Annotated in this window: 17 protein-coding genes; 9 read left to right on the top strand and 8 right to left on the bottom strand. The window is 46.9% G+C overall.

Annotated features, from left to right (window positions below):
• The first annotated feature begins 40 nt into the window (after positions 1 to 40).
• Positions 41 to 2020: a type I pullulanase gene (gene pulA, locus J0M30_10185; protein ID MBN8667860.1), complete on the top strand. Its 1980-nt coding sequence runs from the start codon at positions 41 to 43 to the stop codon at positions 2018 to 2020.
• A 64-nt stretch (positions 2021 to 2084) separates the two neighbouring features.
• On the opposite strand, the gene J0M30_10180 is transcribed toward pulA, so the two are convergent.
• Positions 2085 to 3224 carry a hypothetical protein gene (locus J0M30_10180; GenBank protein ID MBN8667859.1) on the bottom strand — a complete coding sequence of 380 codons (1140 nt, stop codon included), beginning with the start codon at positions 3222 to 3224 and terminating at the stop codon, positions 2085 to 2087.
• Positions 3225 to 3408: 184 nt separating this feature from the next.
• Entirely contained in the window at positions 3409 to 3816 is a 408-nt protein-coding gene (locus tag J0M30_10175; GenBank protein MBN8667858.1) for an RNA-binding protein, read from the bottom strand.
• Positions 3817 to 4070: 254 nt separating this feature from the next.
• Between J0M30_10175 and J0M30_10170 the strand changes: the two genes are divergently transcribed.
• The 6 genes from J0M30_10170 to J0M30_10145 all read left to right on the top strand — a co-directional run bounded on the left by J0M30_10170 (position 4071) and on the right by J0M30_10145 (position 11578).
• Positions 4071 to 5534: a gliding motility-associated C-terminal domain-containing protein gene (locus J0M30_10170; GenBank protein ID MBN8667857.1), complete on the top strand. Its 1464-nt coding sequence runs from the start codon at positions 4071 to 4073 to the stop codon at positions 5532 to 5534.
• A gap of 130 nt (positions 5535 to 5664) precedes the next feature.
• Positions 5665 to 6843, top strand: coding sequence for an acetyl-CoA C-acyltransferase (locus J0M30_10165; protein ID MBN8667856.1), 1179 nt, complete (start codon positions 5665 to 5667; stop codon positions 6841 to 6843).
• A 124-nt stretch (positions 6844 to 6967) separates the two neighbouring features.
• Positions 6968 to 7957, top strand: a complete 990-nt coding sequence (locus J0M30_10160) for a pyruvate dehydrogenase complex E1 component subunit beta (GenBank protein MBN8667855.1) — start codon at positions 6968 to 6970, stop codon at positions 7955 to 7957.
• A gap of 254 nt (positions 7958 to 8211) precedes the next feature.
• Positions 8212 to 9378 (top strand): sigma-54-dependent Fis family transcriptional regulator, encoded by a 1167-nt coding sequence (locus J0M30_10155; protein ID MBN8667854.1) that lies wholly within the window; start codon positions 8212 to 8214, stop codon positions 9376 to 9378.
• Positions 9379 to 9506: 128 nt separating this feature from the next.
• Positions 9507 to 11054 carry a signal peptidase I gene (lepB, locus tag J0M30_10150; GenBank protein MBN8667853.1) on the top strand — a complete coding sequence of 516 codons (1548 nt, stop codon included), beginning with the start codon at positions 9507 to 9509 and terminating at the stop codon, positions 11052 to 11054.
• Between the two features lie 29 nt (positions 11055 to 11083).
• Entirely contained in the window at positions 11084 to 11578 is a 495-nt protein-coding gene (locus J0M30_10145) for a cytidine deaminase (GenBank protein MBN8667852.1), read from the top strand.
• Between the two features lie 59 nt (positions 11579 to 11637).
• Here the strand turns inward: J0M30_10145 and J0M30_10140 are convergent, their stop codons facing one another.
• Both J0M30_10140 and J0M30_10135 read right to left on the bottom strand, forming a co-directional pair.
• Complete coding sequence (locus J0M30_10140; protein ID MBN8667851.1) at positions 11638 to 12135, bottom strand: methylated-DNA--[protein]-cysteine S-methyltransferase; 498 nt, start codon at positions 12133 to 12135, stop codon at positions 11638 to 11640.
• Positions 12136 to 12144: 9 nt separating this feature from the next.
• The gene (locus J0M30_10135; GenBank protein MBN8667850.1) at positions 12145 to 13011 is read right to left on the bottom strand and encodes a transglutaminase family protein; all 867 of its coding nucleotides are present in this window, start codon (positions 13009 to 13011) and stop codon (positions 12145 to 12147) included.
• 139 nt (positions 13012 to 13150) lie between these two features.
• On the opposite strand from J0M30_10135, the gene J0M30_10130 reads away from it, so the two are divergent.
• On the top strand, positions 13151 to 14584 hold the full coding sequence (locus J0M30_10130) for a Gfo/Idh/MocA family oxidoreductase (GenBank protein ID MBN8667849.1): 1434 nt from the start codon (positions 13151 to 13153) through the stop codon (positions 14582 to 14584).
• 71 nt (positions 14585 to 14655) lie between these two features.
• On the opposite strand, the gene J0M30_10125 is transcribed toward J0M30_10130, so the two are convergent.
• From J0M30_10125 to J0M30_10110, 4 genes are all read right to left on the bottom strand, one after another.
• Positions 14656 to 15804 (bottom strand): glycosyl hydrolase 53 family protein, encoded by a 1149-nt coding sequence (locus tag J0M30_10125; protein ID MBN8667848.1) that lies wholly within the window; start codon positions 15802 to 15804, stop codon positions 14656 to 14658.
• A gap of 82 nt (positions 15805 to 15886) precedes the next feature.
• Complete coding sequence (gene topA / locus J0M30_10120) at positions 15887 to 18487, bottom strand: type I DNA topoisomerase (GenBank protein MBN8667847.1); 2601 nt, start codon at positions 18485 to 18487, stop codon at positions 15887 to 15889.
• A 128-nt stretch (positions 18488 to 18615) separates the two neighbouring features.
• Entirely contained in the window at positions 18616 to 19224 is a 609-nt protein-coding gene (locus tag J0M30_10115) for an SGNH/GDSL hydrolase family protein (protein ID MBN8667846.1), read from the bottom strand.
• Between the two features lie 9 nt (positions 19225 to 19233).
• A complete protein-coding gene (locus J0M30_10110; GenBank protein ID MBN8667845.1) occupies positions 19234 to 20076 on the bottom strand; it encodes an alpha/beta fold hydrolase in 843 nt (280 codons plus the stop codon).
• A gap of 77 nt (positions 20077 to 20153) precedes the next feature.
• Here J0M30_10110 and J0M30_10105 point away from each other — a divergent pair, with 77 nt between their 5' ends.
• Positions 20154 to 20921 carry a DUF2520 domain-containing protein gene (locus tag J0M30_10105; GenBank protein MBN8667844.1) on the top strand — a complete coding sequence of 256 codons (768 nt, stop codon included), beginning with the start codon at positions 20154 to 20156 and terminating at the stop codon, positions 20919 to 20921.
• Positions 20922 to 20962 lie beyond the last annotated feature (41 nt).

The raw sequence follows: 20962 nt of genomic DNA, 5'->3' as shown, positions 1-20962 counted from the left end.
TTTATCCAACCTTTGTGTTAGTTCTGCCAAATTCCCCGATATGAAGAAATTTCTGCTTTTCACCCTATTGTTCTCCACCATGTCTGCATCTACAAAGTCGCAATCCATCGCCTTTGCCGAATATCCGGTCTATGACGGTACGGATCTGGGTTTAACCTACACACCATTGGCCAGTTCATTTCGTATATGGGCCCCCCTGGCCGATTCGGCCCGTATTCGATTTTATGCTGAGGGAGTAGGAGGGGAACCCATGGAAACAAAAAATATGATGGCGGATGAAGGTGGAACCTGGCTATATGCCACCACTGGAAACCTGAAAGGAAGGTTTTATGTTTTCCAGGTAAAACGCAAAGGAAAATGGAGTGCAGAGGTACCTGATCCATATGCCCGGGCGGTTGGGGTAAATGGCAAACGGGCCCAGGTGATTGATCTGGCCAAAACAAACCCGGCCAGATGGTCGAGAGAAAAAAGCCCGGCCTTTGAAAAGAAAACGGACGCAGTCTTGTATGAATTACAAGTGAGGGATGCCAGCATCCACGGCAGTTCGGGTATTCAACAAAAAGGAAAATACCTGGGGTTAACGGAAAAGAAGACCCGTAACCGGGAGGGACTTTCCACCGGTCTGGATCATATCCGTGACCTGGGCGTAACACATGTGCACCTGCTTCCTTCTTTTGATTTTTATTCCATTGATGAGTCACGGACGGAGCTTCCTCAATACAATTGGGGATATGATCCACTCAACTACAATACACCCGATGGATCCTTTTCCAGCGATCCCTTTGATGGTTCGGTCAGGATAAGAGAATTTAAACAATTGGTAAAGACCTTTCACCAGAATGGTTTGCGTGTAGTGATGGATGTAGTATACAACCATACCCGGCTTACCGAGAATTCCTATTTCAATGAACTGGTACCTGGTTATTATTACCGGCAAAATGATAAGGGCCAATTCTCCAATGCTACCGCCTGTGGCAATGAAATAGCGAGTGAACGATATATGGTTCGAAAATTCATGCTTGAGTCGGTACTCTATTGGGTAAATGAATACCATATAGACGGATTCCGGTTTGACCTGATGGGGGTACATGATATCAAAACCATGAACCTGATCGCGCAGGAACTCCATCGCATTCGTCCCGACATACTTATCTATGGGGAGGGCTGGACGGCAGGCGCTTCTCCATTGCCCGATGCAGAACGCGCACTCAAAGCCAATGTATCTGCGTTAGATCGCATAGCTGTATTTAGTGACGATATCCGCGATGGAATAAAAGGGAGTGTATTCGAACACGAAAACCAGGGCTTCGTCAATGGCAACAGCAAGTCCCTCGAATCCATCAAATTTGGCGTGGTGGCTTCCTGCCCACATCCCCAGGTGAACTATGCCAAGGTCAACTATTCCAAAGTGCCGTATTCAACCGAGCCCTATCAAACTGTGACCTATTGTGAATGCCACGACAATCATGTGCTTTGGGATAAATTAAAGATCTCTGCCCCCAACAAATCGACCGCAGAAAGAACAGACATGCACAAACTGGCCCTGACCATCGTATTGACCTCGCAGGGTATTTCATTCCTTCACGCAGGCACTGAATTTCTCCGCACCAAAAGGGGGGTAGAGAATTCCTTTGATTCCCCCGATAGCATCAATGCCATTGACTGGGGACTCAAATCCACCAACAAGGATGTTTTTGATTATGTAAAGGCATTGGTAAAAATGCGTCGTTCCCACCCGGCATTCCGCATGGAATCCGCGAACCTGATCCGTGAAAATCTCTATTTCCTGGAAAATACCGGCGATGACCTTTTGGCCTATACCCTGAACGGCGCGGCAGTGGGAGATAAATGGAAACGCATACTGGTGATCTATAGTGGCGCCAATGGCAGCAAGAAAATTACCCTTCCCCCGGGGAAATGGAAACAGTATATCCGTAACAATCAACTGGTGAAACCCGCCCGAATTAGTGGCGAGGTGGAGGTGATGGCTTCGGTGGCGTGGGTGTTATTTGAGACGTGAATCGTGAGACGTGAATCGTGAGGCGTGAGACGTCTCACGATTCACGTCTCACGTCTCACGCTTTTCATTCCACCACCTCATCCACATACGCCGATATCCAGCCAACCTGCCCGTTTTTAACGAGGTAGAACCCTTTGCTCTCATACACCGAAGAGAACTGGCGCATGATCTTCAGGAGTAATCCGGTGCCGGCAATCATGGAGCGCTGATCGAATACTTTGTTGACCGTTTTTACATTTTTAGCTACCAGTGCCTTGTCAACATTGGGATCGGTAATGGCTTTGACTATCGCTGCATCTGAAAGGGTGTTGTATTCTTTATAGAGTCTTTCGCTGAATTTGAGCACATCGGAATAGGTTACCGAGATAACAGCCTCATCCGTTTTCTCCGGATACATCAGGGTAGCAGCAGCCCAGGCAATACCACCACTAAAGGCTACATTGTCACTAAGCGGATAAGCACCGCTTGAATTCACGGCATAAATGATTTCATTATTCTCAGCACCAGTGAGTACCCGGGTCAATTGCCGGCGATAGTTCTCCAGTGTTTTGTCGTCACCCACAGCTTTCTCCGCTGCATTGGTGGTACTCTTGGTTCCCCAGGTAAGTTCAAAGAGTTTGAATTCATTCAGATTTCCATAAGGGAAATAGCCTCCTTTTGTGTTTCCGCTTCCTATATCGATCAGGAATGTGGTGAAACGCCTGTTGGACGGCACGATACCTAAGTGGGAGAGACGGGCTTCTCCAATGGGGTCGATAATAGCGACCTCCCGCTTGGGATCACCGATACGCACACGGAAAGAATCGATCAGGCGGGTAACCCAATCACTTTTTTGCTCCTTATCCGCCATGGTCTTTACCCCACTGCTGATCACGGTAAATATTCGGCTGGCGGGCACGGAGTAGGTTGCATTGGCTGTCGTATAAAGTCCGGTCAACCCGTTGAGCGTAGCCTTAAAGGTGCTATCACTAAAAGTGATAAAGTCGGTATTTGTAGTTGAATCTTTGAGGGGATTGATGGCCCCGCTCGTTTTGGCATTCTTGCCCATTTCCAGCAAACTGATCTTTACCCCTTTGGATCCTACTTCAATGCCGGCGTACACGGTAGAATTCCGGAACTTCATTTTCAAATCGTTTTGGGCAAACGATAAAGAATGGGCAAAAAGCGACAGGCCGCACAGAACCAGCAGATTCTTTCTTTTCATGTTCGGGTGGTTTAGACGGGCTAAAAGTAGCGAAAGCAAGCCTTAGGGTTGCATGTTATCGTAGTATTACTTTTTGCCTATGTGCAAAACTTGTGGCTAAGTTCACCCAAGGGGGGTAAAAGGGTCTTAAAATAAAAAGCGAGGGGAAAATGCCCTCGCTTTTATCTTATTAATCAGGTTTAAATCAGTAGTTACGATCGCGATCCCGGTTGTATCCTCCACCGCCGCCGCCTTTGTTGTATCCTCCACCACCACCTTTGTTAAATCCACCGCCGCTTCCACCACGGTTGAATCCACCTCCACCACGCTGGCCACCACCACGAAATCCGCCTCCAGAACCGCCACCTGGACGGTCTTCGGCCTTTTTCACAACCATTACCTTATTCCGGCCAAGGGGTAATTCATTCAAACTTTCAATGGCCTCATTGGCCTCGTCATCGTTTGGCATTTCCACAAAACCAAATCCACGGCTTTTGCCCGTCTCCCGGTCCATCGACACCTTGGCAGATAAGACTTTCCCAAACTTATCAAAGAATTCTTCCAGCTCCGCATCATCCATATCATAAGGCAGACCGGCAACAAAGAGTTTCATAAAATATAATTTTTGTAAATGTAGGCAATCAAATGATATACCAAGTGATAGTAACTTACAAAATATAACCGATAAAAAGGTTTTTTTTCACCGTTTTTTTGATGATTTACCTTGTAAAATGTACACAAAAAGGGTTCTTTCAATTTCCAATGGCTTTCATAAATAAAAATGGCCAGCTTGAATAATTCATTTCGATTGGTCATTGTAGTTTGGTTGAAAACAGCCTATTTTAGCTGTTCCAAGCCACACTCATTATGCATCCTGCGGCAATTCGTGCCTGTTCTTCGTTTTTATATTCTGCCATCGGGTTTTTCTTCCTGCTTGGAGCGTTCCCCTTATTTAGTCATGCACAACTTTGTAATGGCAGCCTGGGCGATCCGGTTATCAATATCACTTTTGGCAGTGGTTCAGGTACCGGCGGCTATGCTCCGCCTGCAGCCTATACCTATACCGCTTCTTCCTGCCCGGATGACGGATTTTATACTATAACCAACCGAACCTCGGGCTGTTTTGGCAATGCCTGGCATACGGTAAACAATGACCATACAGGAAACGGAAATTTTTTTCTGGTAAATGCCAGTTTTACACCCGGCGATTTTTTTGTAGCCACGGTAACCGATCTCTGTCCCAATACCACTTACGAATTCGCCGCCTGGGTGATGAATGTATTGCGAAATCCAGGCATCAAACCCAATCTTACTTTCCGCATAGAAACCACTTCGGGTATTGTATTGCAGTCTTTTTCAACTGGTGACCTGACAGAAACCAACAGCCCGCAATGGCTGCAATATGGTTTTTATTTTACCACCCCATTGCTCAATGCCAGCATCGTTTTGCGTATCACCAATAATGCCCCGGGTGGAATTGGAAATGACCTGGCCCTGGATGATATCACCTTTCGGCCATGTGGCCCAACGATAACTTCTTCCGTAGTCGGTTATTCAGACACCATCGATGTATGTGAAGGACAAACCGGAAATTATTCATTTACTTCCGACATTTCATCGGCATATGTTTCTCCGGTGTACCAATGGCAATCAAGCAATGATTCTGGCCAAAACTGGTTCGACATACCGGGAGCGAATTCCATCAACTATCAGGTAAATCCCATTAACCCGGGAGCCTATTGGTACCGGCTGGCTGTGACCGAACTCAGTTCCGCAGGAATTCGTGCCTGTCGTATAGCTTCCGATACGATTATTATTAATGTCAGGCCCAAACCGCTGGTCAATGCCGGCCCCGATCGGGTCATGTTTCTGGGTGATTCCATTCGAATGGCTGCCACGATCACAGGGGACGACCCTGTTTATGAATGGATACCCCCTCTTTATCTGAATGACCCAACAAATGCCAATGCCATTGCGCGTCCGCCAGCGGATATACTCTATACATTAAGTGCCGTGTCCGCATTTGGATGCCCTCAATCAGACGCGATGTCCATTAAGGTGGTGGCCGGAATTTTTGTTCCAACAGCCTTTACGCCCAATAATGACGGGCTAAATGATCGTTGGCGAATTCCCTTTCTCGATCCTTCTCTGGGTGGACAGGTACAGGTGTTTAACCGGCAGGGGCAGCTTGTATATGCTGTTTCCTCAGATTGGGTTGACTGGGATGGTAACTTCCGTGGCCTGCCTCAACCCACTGGTACGTACGTTTATTTTATCCAGTTTCCAAAAGGCCGGGAACTGATGAAAGGATTGTTTGTACTTATTCGATAAAACTTTCAATATCCAGTATAATAATGAGTATTAAGTGTTTTTTTAGTTCACTATTCATCATTCACCATTCACCACTCACGTCACACCTCTCACGCTTCCCCCTTATCTTTGCTTTTCAATCCAACGAATAATGAAAGAGGTATATATCCTTTCCGCCGTACGTACCCCCATGGGAAGTTTTGGTGGTGCGCTTAAGTCATTATCAGCAACCCAATTGGGTGCCATTGCCATCAAAGGGGCCCTGGAAAAAGCGGGTGTTTCGCCCGATCAGGTACAGGATGTTTTGATGGGTTGTGTGATACAGGCCAATCTCGGCCAGGCTCCTGCCCGCCAGGCAGCCAAGTTCGCCGGTCTCCCCAATGAAGTGAATTGCACAACGGTCAATAAGGTTTGCGCGAGTGGAATGAAAGCTATTGCCCAGGCAGCCCAGAGTATTTTATTGGGAGATGCGGATATCGTTGTGGCCGGTGGAATGGAGAGTATGAGCAATGTTCCCTTTTACTCCGAGAATCTGCGCTGGGGAAATAAATATGGAAATACCACCCTGATAGATGGCCTGGCCAAAGATGGTTTGACGGATGTATATGACGGAAAAGCCATGGGAAATGCGGCTGAACTTTGTGCCTCAACCTGCGGCATCTCCCGCGAAGAACAGGATGCTTTTGCCATAGAGAGTTATAAAAGATCGCAAGCCGCCTGGGAAAAGGGGCTTTTTGCGGCAGAGATTGTTCCTGTTCCCATCCCGCAACGTAAGGGAGACCCCATCATTGTTGGAAAGGATGAGGAACCCTTTAATGTGAAATTTGACAAGATCCCGACCCTGAATCCTGCTTTTATAAAAGATGGCACAGTGACGGCCGCCAACGCCTCTACGATGAATGACGGCGCGGCAGCCCTGGTACTGGCCAGCAAGGAAAAAGCCGAGGCCCTGGGACTTAAACCCATTGCCATTATCCGATCCTATGCCGATGCTGAACAGGCCCCTGAATGGTTTACCACAACACCATCCCTGGCCGTACCCAAAGCGGTGGCCAAGGCAGGTCTGAAAATGGAGGATATCGAATACTGGGAACTCAATGAAGCGTTCGCCGTCGTGGGTATTGAGAATACCAAACGGATGAAGCTTGACCCCGCCCGTGTCAATGTTCATGGTGGGGCTGTTTCCCTGGGACATCCCCTGGGCTGTTCCGGTGCCCGCATCATTGTTACCCTTATCCATGTGCTAAAGGCCAACAAGGCCCGGTATGGTGCCGCTGGAATCTGTAATGGGGGTGGGGGAGCCTCGGCCATGGTCATTGAACTAGCCTGAGGGGATTATTGATTATTGAATTTACCCAAACTCACGTCTCACTACTCACGTCTCAAGCCCTTTAACAAAGCAAAAATTATAACCAATATTCCCTATTTTTGCCCCCTAAAAAATCTGCATTAGCATGGGAAGAACAGTTGCCTTTCGTGAAGCCCTCCGGGAAGCCATGACCGAAGAAATGAGGAGAGATGAACGGGTGTTCCTGATGGGAGAGGAAGTAGCGGAATACAATGGGGCCTATAAGGTGAGCCAGGGAATGTTAGCCGAATTCGGACCAAAAAGGGTGATCGATACCCCCATCGCCGAGCTTGGATTTACGGCTGTTGGAGTAGGTGCTGCCCAAAATGGCCTGCGTCCAATCGTTGAATTCATGACCTGGAACTTTGCTGTTCTGGCCTTGGATCAAATTTTAAATACCGCCAGTAAGATGCTGGCAATGAGTGGAGGTCAGGTAAATTGCCCAATCGTTTTTCGCGGAGGTAATGGCTCTGCCGGACAGCTTGGCGCCCAGCACTCCACCGCTTTTGAATCGCTTTATGCCAATATTCCAGGTATCAAAGTGGTTTCCCCCAGCAACCCGTATGATGCCAAAGGTTTGTTGAAACAGGCTATCCGGTACGAGGAAGATCCCGTCATGTTCATGGAAAGTGAACAGATGTATGGAGATAAAATGGAGATTCCCGATGATGAATATTATATCGAACTGGGCAAAGCTGACATCAAAAAAGCAGGTTCCGATGTCACCATCGTTTCCTTCAATAAAATGATGAAAGTGGCACTGGGTGCCGCTTCCGAACTGGAAAAAGAAGGGATCAATGCCGAAGTAATTGACCTCCGCACCATCCGTCCACTGGACTGGATGACCATCCTTGAAAGTGTCAAAAAGACCAACCGACTCGTAATCGTCGAGGAACAATGGCCTTTTGGGTCAGTTTCCTCCGAAATCAGCTACCAGATACAAAAAGAAGGCTTTGATTACTTAGATGCGCCCATTCGCCGTATAACGGCTGCCGACGCACCCCTGCACTATGCCCCCAACCTGGTAGCCGCCGCTTTGCCGGATGTACCCCGCACCGTAAAACTGGTCAAAGAGGTCATGTATTTGAAAAAATAAGACCACGATCCGGATCATCGTTGCAACACCATTTATTCCCGTGTTTTCAAGACACATGTGAATAAATAAATCCACGTCAATATTATTGGCTTTCAGGTTTTCCTTACATCTTTGTAATGGTTTTTCATAGGATATTGGATTTTACAACGAGGCCGGATTTCTATCCAGCCTCTATTTTTTTATAGCCCACGCATATCCTTCCTTTTCCCGGGCTTACCTCTTTTGCCTTAATTTTACCGCCTTAAATACCCAGCATGGCAGACGTATTGATCATTGATGATGAAAAAGCGATCCGTAAGACATTGAGCGAGATCCTATCCTTTGAGGGATATAAGATAGAGGAAGCCTCTGATGGGGAGGAGGGATTGAAGAAATTCAGGGAAAAGAGTTTTGATGTGGTCCTCTGTGATATTAAGATGCCCAAATTGGATGGCATCGAATTCCTTCAAAAAGCAGGTGAAGCTAACCCGGATGTACCAATCATCATGATCTCCGGCCATGGCAATATTGAAACCGCTGTAGAGGCCGTAAAAGGGGGGGCTTACGATTATCTCGCCAAGCCACCTGATCTAAACCGCCTGCTCATTACGATACGGAATGCGATGGACCGGCGCAACCTGGCCACCGAAACACGTGTCCTTAAACGTAAGGTCAGTAAGGTTCAGGATATGGTAGGACAGTCTGACCCTATTCTGCGGATCAAGGAAACCATTGAAAAAGTGGCCCCCACAGATGCCCGGGTATTGATCACCGGTGAGAACGGGTCGGGTAAGGAACTTGTGGCCCGTTGGATCCATGAAAAAAGCAACCGGGCCGGGGCACCACTGGTGGAAGTGAACTGCGCAGCCATCCCGAGTGAATTGATCGAAAGTGAACTGTTTGGACACGAAAAAGGTTCCTTTACGTCTGCCATCAAACAACGGATCGGAAAATTTGAACAGGCCAATGGTGGCACCCTTTTCCTGGATGAAATAGGCGACATGAGTGCAAGCGCCCAGGCCAAGGTACTCCGCGCCCTGCAGGAAGGCAAGATCACCCGGGTAGGGGGTGATAAAGAAATCAACGTGGATGTGCGTGTGATCGCCGCTACCAATAAAGATCTGCTTCGGGAGGTGGAAGACAAACATTTTCGCCTCGACCTATACCATCGGTTGAGCGTCATCCTCATTCATGTACCATCCCTGAACGACCGGAAAGACGATATACCCCTGTTGACCGACCATTTCCTGACAGATATCTGTACAGAATACGGTATAGCCAAAAAATTGATCCATCCCGATGCTATCCGTAGCCTCCAGGACTATAACTGGTCGGGAAATATCCGCGAACTACGAAATGTGGTAGAACGGCTGGTCATCCTTTCGGGCAAAGAGATCACAGCTGAAGATGTCAGGAATTATGTGACCCCCAAGCATCATTAAGTTCCTTAACAAAATATTCTGATTGTCGCTGTTACAAACAGGGCGATCGGCCGACTTATATGCAGGAATAAAGAACCTGATTGCTTTAGGATTATTGTAATAAATTTGTTGACTTTAAACAATCACCAATGCCTTTTCAGCATTTATTGGTCATTTACCTCATCGGCACTTTACTCGTCTTCCTTCCTTCATTTGGTCTGGCCCGACTTTTTCAAAAAGCCGGTGTCCCTGCCTGGAAAGCCTATATACCTTTTTACAATACCTGGATCATGCAGGAAATCGCCCAACGACCCAAACACTGGGTCTTCTGGCAATTCATACCTGTAGCGGGCTGGTTTATCAGTATGGGAATATTCATCGAGTTTGTCAAACTCTTTGGTAAATTCAGTTTTGGCCAGCATACCATGGCCTCCCTGTTTGCGCCGATCTATTTTCCCGTTCTGGCTGCAGAAAAAAACCTGCGTTTTTCCGGACCCGAAGCGGTGAGAAATTATAAAAAAGCTGGGTGGCGTGAATGGGTGGATGCAGCCATTTTCGCCATTGTAGCGGCCACCCTTATTCGGCTTTTTGTTTTTGAAGCCTATACCATTCCAACTCCCTCGATGGAGAAATCACTGCTGGTAAATGATTTTCTGTTTGTCAGCAAACTGAGTTATGGACCCCGGGTACCCAATACGCCTTTATCAGTTCCTTTTATCCACAACTATCTCCCGGCTTCTAAACGAAAATCCTATCTGGAGTGGATCAAAATCCCCTATATCCGGTGGTTTGCCGCTCCCGTAAAACGAGGCGATGCCGTGGTATTCAACTTCCCGGCAGGGGATACCGTCATCAACCACAAAGACTTTCAATCTGCCCGACCATATTATGAATTGAAGCGCTGGATGGTCAATGGAAGTCCGGAACAAAAGTCATTTGCTCAAATGGTTTTTAATGATCCGGAAACTTTTCCCATTGCCGTGCATCCCGTAGATAAAACAGATAATTATATCAAACGTTGTGTTGGTATTCCTGGTGACACCTTATCCATCAGGGATGGACTGGTATACATCAATGGTCAAAAACAGGAACTCGCCCCCGATGCCCAAATGAATTATATCGTTACGATCAAAGGCAATTCCTACCTTGATCCCGACATCATGAAAGAGGAATATAACCTCGATGCGGAGAAATATGATTACCGACTGGTAAGCGCCCCCAATGTTTACCATATGCTGCTGACCGAAAAGGCCCGGCAGAAAATGACACAGGCGGGATTGATCCAGGACATCAAACTGGATTATTCCGGAGGAGATGAACCTACATTTCCGTACGACACCCTCCATCATTATTCACGGGATAATTTCGGTCCGATCTGGATCCCGAAAAAAAATGCAACCATTACCCTTACACCTGAAAATTATGCAGTGTATGAAAGGGTTATTGGACACTATGAACACAATGACCTTCGCCGGGAAGGAAATACATTTTATATCAACGGAACTGCCACCAGCCAGTACACCTTTAAAATGGATTATTACTGGATGATGGGAGATAACCGCATGGGCTCGCAGGACAGTCGCTACTGGGGATTTGTTCCCGAAGACCATGTGGTAGGAAAGGCCTGGATGATCTGGTTCAGCTTTGAAAAGGGCAAGGGCCCCCGGTGGAACCGGTTCTTCAAAATGGTCAGGTAGGGGATTTTTTCACCTAAAAACAGACCGGTATGAAGCCTCGTCAATTGACAACGGAATACCAGGAATTTGCGTCGGCAGCAGAATTGGAGAAAGCTGACCGTGACCTGCTGGAAAAAGCACATGAGGCCACTTCCGCCTCCTATGCACCTTACTCACACTTCCATGTAGCAGCGGCTGCAAAATTGCACAACGGAAAGGTATTAACCGGCACCAACCAGGAGAACGCCTCTTTTCCTGCAGGTATCTGCGCCGAACGTGTGTTGCTCTCCGCCATCAGTTCCATGCATCCTGATGCCACCATCGAATCCATGGCCATCACCTACGACACTGAACAGGGTACCAGTGACCACCCCATCAGTCCCTGTGGTATTTGCAGACAATCCCTTGCTGAATATGAATTAAGAAGTGGTAAACCCATCCGCTTGATACTGGGAGGAAAAACAGGACCAGTGATTATATTGTCAAGTGCCATGGAATTGCTGCCCATGGCATTTACAGGACAGGAGATAAAGAAAAAGAAATAAGGAATAAGGAGGTGGGTCGCCTTCCTTATTCCTTATTTATTATTTCTGATTTCTTATTTCTAGAAAAGCGTTTGGATCCCATACGCATACTTCGCCTCATGTTCCAATAACCATTTCTTGCGCCACAATCCTCCGGCATATCCCACCAAACTTCGATTGGAGCCTATAACCCGGTGACAGGGAACAATGATCGCGATCTGGTTCTTGCCATTGGCACTGGCAGCGGCGCGAATGGCCTTTGCATCACCTAATTGACGCGCCAGTTGAAGATAGGAGATCGTTTTCCCATAAGGGATCGTCATCAATTGATTCCAGACATCCTGTTGAAAAGCTGTACCCTCCTGTTTGATCGGAAGATCAAATTGCCGAAGGGCCCCATTGAAGTACTGTATCAATTGTTCCACGCAATGTACCATTACCTCCGGTAAATGACGATGACGAGGTTCATGCACCTCTGTTTTGTCATAAAAACTTACTTCCTGAATATAGGTTTCGTTACTGCTGATCTTCAACAGGCCAACAGGGGAGTGATAATATGTGGAAACTGAATCGTCCATATGGATCGCCTAATCCAGCAGATCCGAAAGCTCCTGGAGTTCGGTTTGTTTATACAGGTCCTTTTCCGAACTGAAACATTTACCCATTTCGGTAAGCAGGTACTGAATGATCATTCGGTTGCTCAACGGTTTGAAAAAAGCCGGAACGGGATGAACAGCCAACCGCCGGAAATAATTCTCCGCATCCTGATGGGTAAAAACCAGTCCGGAGGTCGGGTCAATGTAAAATTCGATCTTTTCCCGATGATCGTCCAGCTTTTCATCCGAATAACCCGGTTTGAAATAAGCCAGCACAAATTGCTTGGGAAGACCGACCGCTTTGACAGGAAGGTCCAATAATTCACTCAACACCAGGTATAATATCCCATTGCTCAACTGATTACCTCTTTTGGCCTCGATCGTTTTGTGAATAAGAAATTCGTTGGGTTCCTGGTAATTGATCTCAGTCCCTTTCAATCCATAATAGCTGTACAGGATACTTGTCACGATCCGGATCTGTTCCAACGGGGTCAGATAGTTATTGAGTTCAAGCCAGATATTCCGCCGAATCTTTTCTACTTCAAGCAGGATAGGAGCAGTGGTAAGATCGGGATATTGAAATTTGCTCACCAACATGGCGCCCAGCAAAAGATCGTGATGCCCTGCAATATTCCATTGACGAAAATCTTCTTTGAGGTCACGAAAATGAAGCCGGTGAATCAGCAATTCGATCCGCTCCTGTATGCCTGTATCAGGCGTTGTTTCCCATAAATGTTCCAGGTTGGGGATCACAGGTTTCCCATAATCAATGATCTTTTCCGATACCAGACCAAATACTTCCTCATCAGGATCATCGATCAAGGTAAATAACGCGGATAGCTCGTTGTTGGGTTCCATGCTTATTAATTAATATAAAATTCATTCTTCATAACGAATATCTCTCCATATAATTTTCCCCAGTTGTGGATTGAGTTGTACATCCCCTTTATTTGTCCATTTCTTCCGCTAATTTCTTATTTTAGCCAAAACGTCTGCTATGCCTGTCAATTCCCGCCGTAAATTCCTGAAGAATACCTCCCTGGCTGCCGCTGGTTTTTTTATCGTACCCCGCCATGTTTTGGGAAAAGGGTATATTCCTCCCAGTGATAAACTCAATATTGCCGGTATCGGTGTGGGAGGTAAAGCGGAGGTAAACCTTCCCTATGCCTGGAACAATGGTGCAGAGAATATAACCGCACTTTGTGATGTGGATGAAAGACAAGCCGTAAATGGACGGAAGAAATGGCCCAATGCCCCATTTTACCGCGATTACAGGGAAATGCTCGAAAAGGAACATAAAAACATCGACGCGGTGATCATTACCACTCCCGACCATATGCATGCCATTCAGGCCATGGCAGCCATGGAATTGGGCAAACATGTTTATGTGGAAAAACCTCTCACCCATGATATTTATGAGGCGCGCATGCTCACCCTGGCCGAAAAGAAATACCGGGTGGTGACACAAATGGGAAACCAGGGGAGCAGTGGGGATGATACCCGGATGGTGGAAACCTGGATTCAGGCGGGTGTGATCGGAGATGTTCATACGGTTCACGTGTGGACCAACCGCCCCACCTGGCCATCGGGCGTATCTATGCCCACTGGAAATTTTGAGGTACCCAAAGAACTCTCCTGGGATCTCTGGCTGGGAACCGCTCCTCAAAGAGCGTACAACCCCGCTTATCATCCAGCCATCTGGAGAGGTTGGCAGGACTTTGGCACAGGCTCCCTGGGCGATATGGGATGCCATTTCATGGATGTGCCTTACCGCGCGCTTAAACTCAAATATCCAACCTCTGTAGAATGTAGTGTTACATCTGTTTATACCGGTTTCTTCCAGCAAAGCTTCTATGAAGGAAGTTTTCCTCCTTCAGCCAAGATACATATCCAGTTCCCACGCCGGGATAAAATGGTTCCGGTGGAATTGATCTGGTATGATGGAGGGATCAAACCCCAACGTCCGAAGGAATTACTTCCTGACGAAAATTTTGCCGAATGGGATGGTGGTATCCTCTTTGAAGGAACCAAAGGAAAAATCATGGCAGGTCTGTTTGGACGCAATGCCACGCTTCTGCCAACCAAATTGATGAAGACAGCCAAACTGCCAAAATCAAAATTCCCCTTTGTTGAAGGCGGGTCGGAAGGTCACCAGAACCAATGGGTGAAAGCTTGTAAACAAGGCTATGGAGCTTATACCAGTTCTCCATTCTCCCAATCGGGACCTCTGACTGAAACCGTGTTGATGGGTAACCTCGCGGTGTTGAGTTATAATCATTACGAAACCGACACCAAAGGCAATAAGAAATTCAACGGTCGCAAGCAATTGATGTGGGATGGAGAGAATATGAAGATCACCAACTTTGAAGCGGCAAATCAGTTTGTGAAGAGAACCTATAGAGCAGGGTGGGGGGATTTGAAGGTGGATTGATACCTTGATTATTCAGATTGCGCTGATTTCGCAGATTCTGTGGAATCCGGGTATTCCAATAATCCTGGTTATCATTCTAATTTAATCGTCATATACTCCGCGCTCGACATGATGTTCCCGGAAAAATCAAAGAGTGCGCAATTCTCCCAGGAAGAACCGATGCCATATCCATCATTCATCGATGAACTGATCCAGGCAGGTTCCCAGTATTGGACACCAATACCACCTCCCTTGTATACAGCCAATGCAAGGTCTTTCAGATAACGGTATTGTTCATCTTTGGAAAGTCCATAACCGGGAGCTGTATCCGTAGCGGAAAAAATATTTCCATAGCTGTCACTTCCTCCGGCAGCCCAGGGATAGGCTGTTTCAACGATCATCACCTGTTTTCCAAATCGTGTCTTTAACGCCTTTAAGGTGTCTGTGATCGCCTGCATGCTATTGACGGTCGCCCATTTACTGTAATGGGAAAGGCCTACGATATCAAAATCAGTAACCCCTTTTGCCGTAATTCCCTGTAACCACCAATGAGCTGAATGGAGTTGGGCCTGATGCAGGATGATCTTAGGTTTGATGGTGGAAGTGAGAGAAAAATCCCGAACCGCTTTGATCCCGGATTTCAATAACTCAGAAAAATTATCATAGTTCCCCGCATCTACTTTTCCCACTGGCCAGCACATGCCACCGTTCACTTCATTTCCTACCTGTACCATTTCAGGTGTCAGGTTCTTTGATTTTAAATAATTGAGAACCGCAAGGGTATAATTGTAAAGGGAATCTTTTAAAACAGGAAGAGTAAGTCCTGCCCAGGCGGCTGGCGTTTCCTGGTGACCTGGATCTGCCCAGGTATCGGAATAATGAAAATCAAGGTTTACGGCCATCCCCAGGTCTTTAGCCCTTTTGATGGTCTTTTCAACATCATATAGATCATGATAATAGGTGCCCGCATTGAGATTTGCTACCCATAGAGGGTTATGCCATAAACGGACACGAACTGTATTGGCGCCTTTGTCTTTGAGTATCTGAAAAGGATCTTGTTGAACACCGTTAACGCGGTATTGTCCGCCGTGTGCCTGAATATTATTGACAAAGGAGAGATCCGCACCCATGCTGAATGAATTCCAATTGTGGTAAACGGGTGTTTCTACCGGATCGGTTTTCTTTTTGTCTTTGCAGGAGAAAAAGGAGAGCATCAAAAGCACAAAACCATACTTTTTCATTCCTATTAATATTAAGGTACTCGTATGATCGGTTTCTCGTTGCACTCGCAACGAACCTCTGCGGGCGAGGCGAGAAATCGAATTATTTTTTCTTCGCTGCCTTTTTCTTTACAGCCGCTTTCTTCCTGGGAGCGGGGCTTTTCTTAGCCGCTTTCTTCGCTGCCACACGGCCGCCTGATTTTTTGGCAAAGGCTTTTGGATCCACCACCTCGATCATTTTCTTTACCTCATCGAGGCTCACGGTTGCCAGGTCATCCGCGGTATATTTTGTGTCATCCGCCTTTTTGGGTAACCGAATGATCTTCTTCCCAAATTTGATAATGGGACCCCATCGGGCATTCTCCACCGATATTTTTTCCTCCGGCCAACGCTGAATAAACCGATTGGCTTCTTTCTCCACTTTGGCTTCGATCAATTCATCGATATCTGCTTTGGAGAGTTTTTCAAAATCATACCGCCGGGGGACATTGATAAACATATCATCCCATTTGATATACGGACCAAAACGGCCCTTTCCTTTGGTCACCGGCTTTTCATTATAAAAGGCTACGGGGGCATCTGCTTTTTGCTTTTCAGCAATCAATTCTACGGCCCGGTCAAGCGAAACCTCCAGCGGATCTTCTCCTTTGGGAATGGAAATGAACTGATCACCCAACCGTACGTAGGGGCCAAACCGGCCTATATTCACCACGACCTCCTGTCCCTGATATTCTCCCAGTGTCCTGGGTAATTGAAAGAGTTCAAACGCCTGATCAAGCGTGATGGTTTCAATGCTTTGGTCTTTGCGCAAGGCGGCAAAACGTGGTTTCTCCTCTGCATCAGCTTCCCCGATCTGTACCATGGGGCCATAACGTCCCATCCGGGCCACAATGCGCTTACCTGATTCAGGATCGGTACCCAATTCTCTTTCTCCTTTCACACGCTCAGCCGTTTCAATGGTCTTTTCTACATCCTTTTTAAAAGGGTTATAGAAATCATTGATCATTTCACTCCACTTGATCTTTCCTTCCGCCACTTCATCAAACTCACTTTCGATCCGGGCTGTGAAACTGTAATCCATGATATCATCGAAGTACTGTTTCAAAAAGTCAGTCACTACCAATCCAAGGTCGGTAGGGAAGAGTTTTGATTTCTCGGCGCCAGTGTTTTCCTGATCGACCCTCGTCGTGATCTTGTCTTTTTTCAGGGATAACACCCGGAAATCTCTTTTCACACCTTCCTTATCACGCTTCTCCACATACCCTCTTTTTAAAATCGTGGAAATGGTAGGGGCATAGGTGGAAGGTCGGCCGATACCAAGTTCTTCGAGTTTTTTAACCAGCGATGCTTCTGTAAAGCGCGGAGATGGGCGGCTGAATCTTTCAGTAGCGGTCATCTCGCGAAGCGGAAGTATTTGCCCAACCGTTAAGGGTGGCAACATACCTTCTTTTTCTTCTTCCGCCAGGTCATCGTCATCCCGGTCTTCCCGATAAACTTTGAGAAAACCATCAAACTTCAATACTTCGCCGCTGGCGGTCAACTCTTCTTTATTTGTGGATATATCGATCTTCGCAATGGTCTTTTCTAATTCGGCATCAGCCATTTGACTGGCCATGGTGCGTTTCCAGATCAGCTCGTATAAACGCTGGGTATCCGGATCACCTACCTGTGTATTATTCATATAGGTAGGGCGAATGGCTTCGTGGGCCTCCTGCGCGCTCTCATTCTTATTTTTGAACCGCCTGAACTGATGATACTTGTCACCATACATCCCCTTCACAGTATTGGTAATATCGCCCAACGCAGTATCACTCAGGTTCACACTATCCGTACGCATATAAGTGATATGCCCGTTCTCATACAGTTTCTGCGCAAGCAGCATGGTACGCGAAACGCCATACCCCAGCTTGCGGCTGGCTTCCTGTTGCAGAGTAGAAGTTGTAAAGGGTGGAGCAGGGGAGCGCTTTCCCGGTTTTACCTGAATATCCCTTACGGTATACGTGGCACCGGTACAGCTTTGCAGAAAAGCTTCCGCATCGGAAACCGAATCCTGTTTCTTGCCTTCGGCTATAAAGTTTACCGATTTACCGGTGGTATCTTGTGAACTGAATTGGGCCTCAATTTTGAAGGTACTGTTTGAGGCAAAAGCATTGATCTCTCTTTCCCGCTCGGCTATCAGGCGAACAGCTACACTCTGTACCCGTCCGGCACTCAGGTTATTCCGCATACTCACCTTTCTCCAGAGCACAGGGCTTAATTCAAAACCTACAATGCGGTCAAGGATCCGACGGGCCTGCTGGGCATTCACCAGGTTCATATCCAGAAATCGTGGATTCTTTACCGCTGCCTGAATAGCGGGTTTGGTGATCTCATGAAATACGATCCGTTTGGTGGTTTTTGGATTCAGACCCAGAACTTCACACAAATGCCAGCTGATGGCTTCTCCTTCACGGTCCTCATCCGTTGCCAGCCATACTTCATCTGATTTTTTCGCTAAACTCTTTAAGTCTTTGACAACCTTTTCTTTATCTGCCGGAATGATATAGCGAGGTTTGTAATCATTCTCAATATCGATACCCATTTCGGCCTTTTCCAGGTCGCGAATATGTCCATAGCAACTCTTCACTTCAAAATCCTTTCCGAGGATCTTTTCTATGGTTTTTGCTTTCGCAGGGGACTCGACTATTAACAGGTTTTTCGCCATGAATTCAAAATGGGTTTTAGTCTTTCAAAGGGTTCCACACCGCCCTGAATCTTGCAATAATAGTATAGAAATCGCAAATTTTCATTTTATGTTAAGATGAAGGATATGGTAAATGCAACAAATTTTCATTATAAATGACTGTCAATCAAGCCCGATACAGCAACCGCCCAACGTGTATATTCCCGTGATGAAGGGTGTAAACCATCAGCGGCGATCCAGGGCGAGCCTTCCACAGCCTCCCGTGTTCCCGGGGTAATATCTATATAATGTACCCTCAAAGTCCCGGCCATTTCCCTTTTTACCTCATTAAACTGGTCTATTTCCCGGCTGATCCGGGCCCGGTCACGCCCGTCGGCAAAGGGGGTTACCCCCCAATCCGGAATCGAAAGAACGATCACATGGTTTGAATGCCCACCGGCGAGCTGAATGGCTTTTTTCATCAATACCTCCAATTCAGATCGGTAGTTACTACTATCCCTTCCCCGGTATTGATTATTGACACCGATCAGCAAGGTCACCCAGTCATACCCCTTTAAAAACCGGTATCCATTTATAGCGGACAACAACTCATCGGTGGTCCAACCCGTTTTGGCCAGGATCTCCGGGCCGATGAATTCGATGCCCTTTTCCCGTAAAGCCTGCACCACCTGGTAGGGAAAACTCTCGTGAATCATCACTGATTCCCCGATCGTATAAGAATCTCCCAGGCATAACAGGGTATAGCGTTGATTTGTCATATTACTATTTTATAAAAAGGACACTATTCGTTTCTTCACCTGATTATCCCGGTATATCCTTCGATGACCAAGGCCTTTTGAGATCACAAATTCAACATGCGGGTGACCGTCAGCCATTACTCTTTCCGCATCCCGCAAGGGGGTAAGCGCGTCATCCTCATCATGAAACCAGAGTACCCTGGCCTTCAGGTTTGGCATGACCCGCCGTAGCGAATACCAGGCGGGATCCTTTCCCGCCATCCGTGTGATCAGGGCAGAAAATTCTGCCTGTGTGGCCGGATCGATACGCAAAAGATCAAAGAATGTACCCATAGAGGTAGTGGTTTCCGTTAAAGGAGCAATCAACACTACCCGGTATGCATCATCATGGGGTATCATCTCCAGCGCCAGCCCCAATGCCATTCCGCCAAAGGAATGCGCCATAAAAGAATGAATGGGCCCAAATTGTTTATTTATATGAAGTATAAAATCGCGAAAAATTAATGCATTGATCTGTTTGCCTGAACTTCGGCCATGCGCCGGAGCATCAAAGGCCAGTACCTCGTACCCTTTTCGGATCAGGGGTTTGATATAGTGGTCAAAATTTACCACTGAAGATTCGAATCCATGAATGATCAACACCCTTCGCTGCCCCCCTTTATTCCATCGATAGCCCACCAGTTTGTAATCCTGAAAGTTTTCCTGGATCAGTTCTGCCTCTTTGAAAATGGGTGGCCTTCTTTTGAGGTTCCTCGATTGAGGGGTGCAAAATAGTTCGAACGCCTTCTCCGCTGCTTTACGCTTGGAGACCTTCGAAAGAAGCTTCAGTTTTCCCCGGACATAACCGAGGGCTAATCTTTGTGCCAGTTTCATTGGAGGAACAATTACCTTTATGTCTAATCCCGGATCGGAGAGGCAAAGGTAAGTCCCCATTTGGGAGAAAAAATTTCATGAAAAAGATCGTGATCATTGGTTCGGGAAATGTAGCGGCCGTTTTGGGAAGAAAATTCCGTGCTGCCGGACATACCATTATTCAGGTGCTTAGCCGAAATTCAATGGAAGCTTCCCGACTGGCCTACGAATGGGATACGGAATCGGCCAATTATCTCAGCCTGATTTCACAACACGGAGATGTATATGTGATGGCGGTTAGTGACCACGCCATAGCCGAATTGGCCAAAGATCTTCTTCTGCCGGATAAAGTAATTGCGCATACCGCTGCATCTGTCAATATGGATGTATTAAAGGATGTAAGCCCTCATCATGGTGTTTTTTACCCCCTGCAAAGCCTGCGAAAAGAAATGATATTCTTACCGGAAATTCCTGTTTTTACAGAAGGGGCGACCCCAAAAGCCAGACAGGTTCTGCAGGAATTGGCGGCCAGTATTGCGGGCGAAGAAACACGACCTTCAACATTGGATGAACGGATCCGCCTGCATGTGGCAGCCGTGGTGGTTAATAATTTTACCAATCATCTTTACCAATTGGCAGAAGAATATTGCCGGAAAGAAAACCTGGACTTCCGCCTGCTATGGCCCCTGATCGAAGAAACAGCCACCCGGGTAAAGGAAATTTCCCCTTCAAAATCCCAAACGGGTCCCGCTATTCGGGGAGATGAAGAAACCATCCAAAAACACCTTGCCCTGCTGGATAACCATCCCCAGCTGAAAGAGGTTTACACTTTCTTTTCCCTTCAAATAAAGCGGGGAGAGGCCTGATCGGACCAATTTTCAGTTTTTCCCAAACAAGTAAACCCTTT

Source organism: Chitinophagales bacterium (assembly GCA_017303415.1).
In the GTDB taxonomy this organism is placed as follows: Bacteria; Bacteroidota; Bacteroidia; order Chitinophagales; family Chitinophagaceae; genus SpSt-398.
The sequence above is the reverse complement of the archived record's forward strand: the minus strand, read 5'-3'. Positions and strand labels throughout refer to the sequence as shown.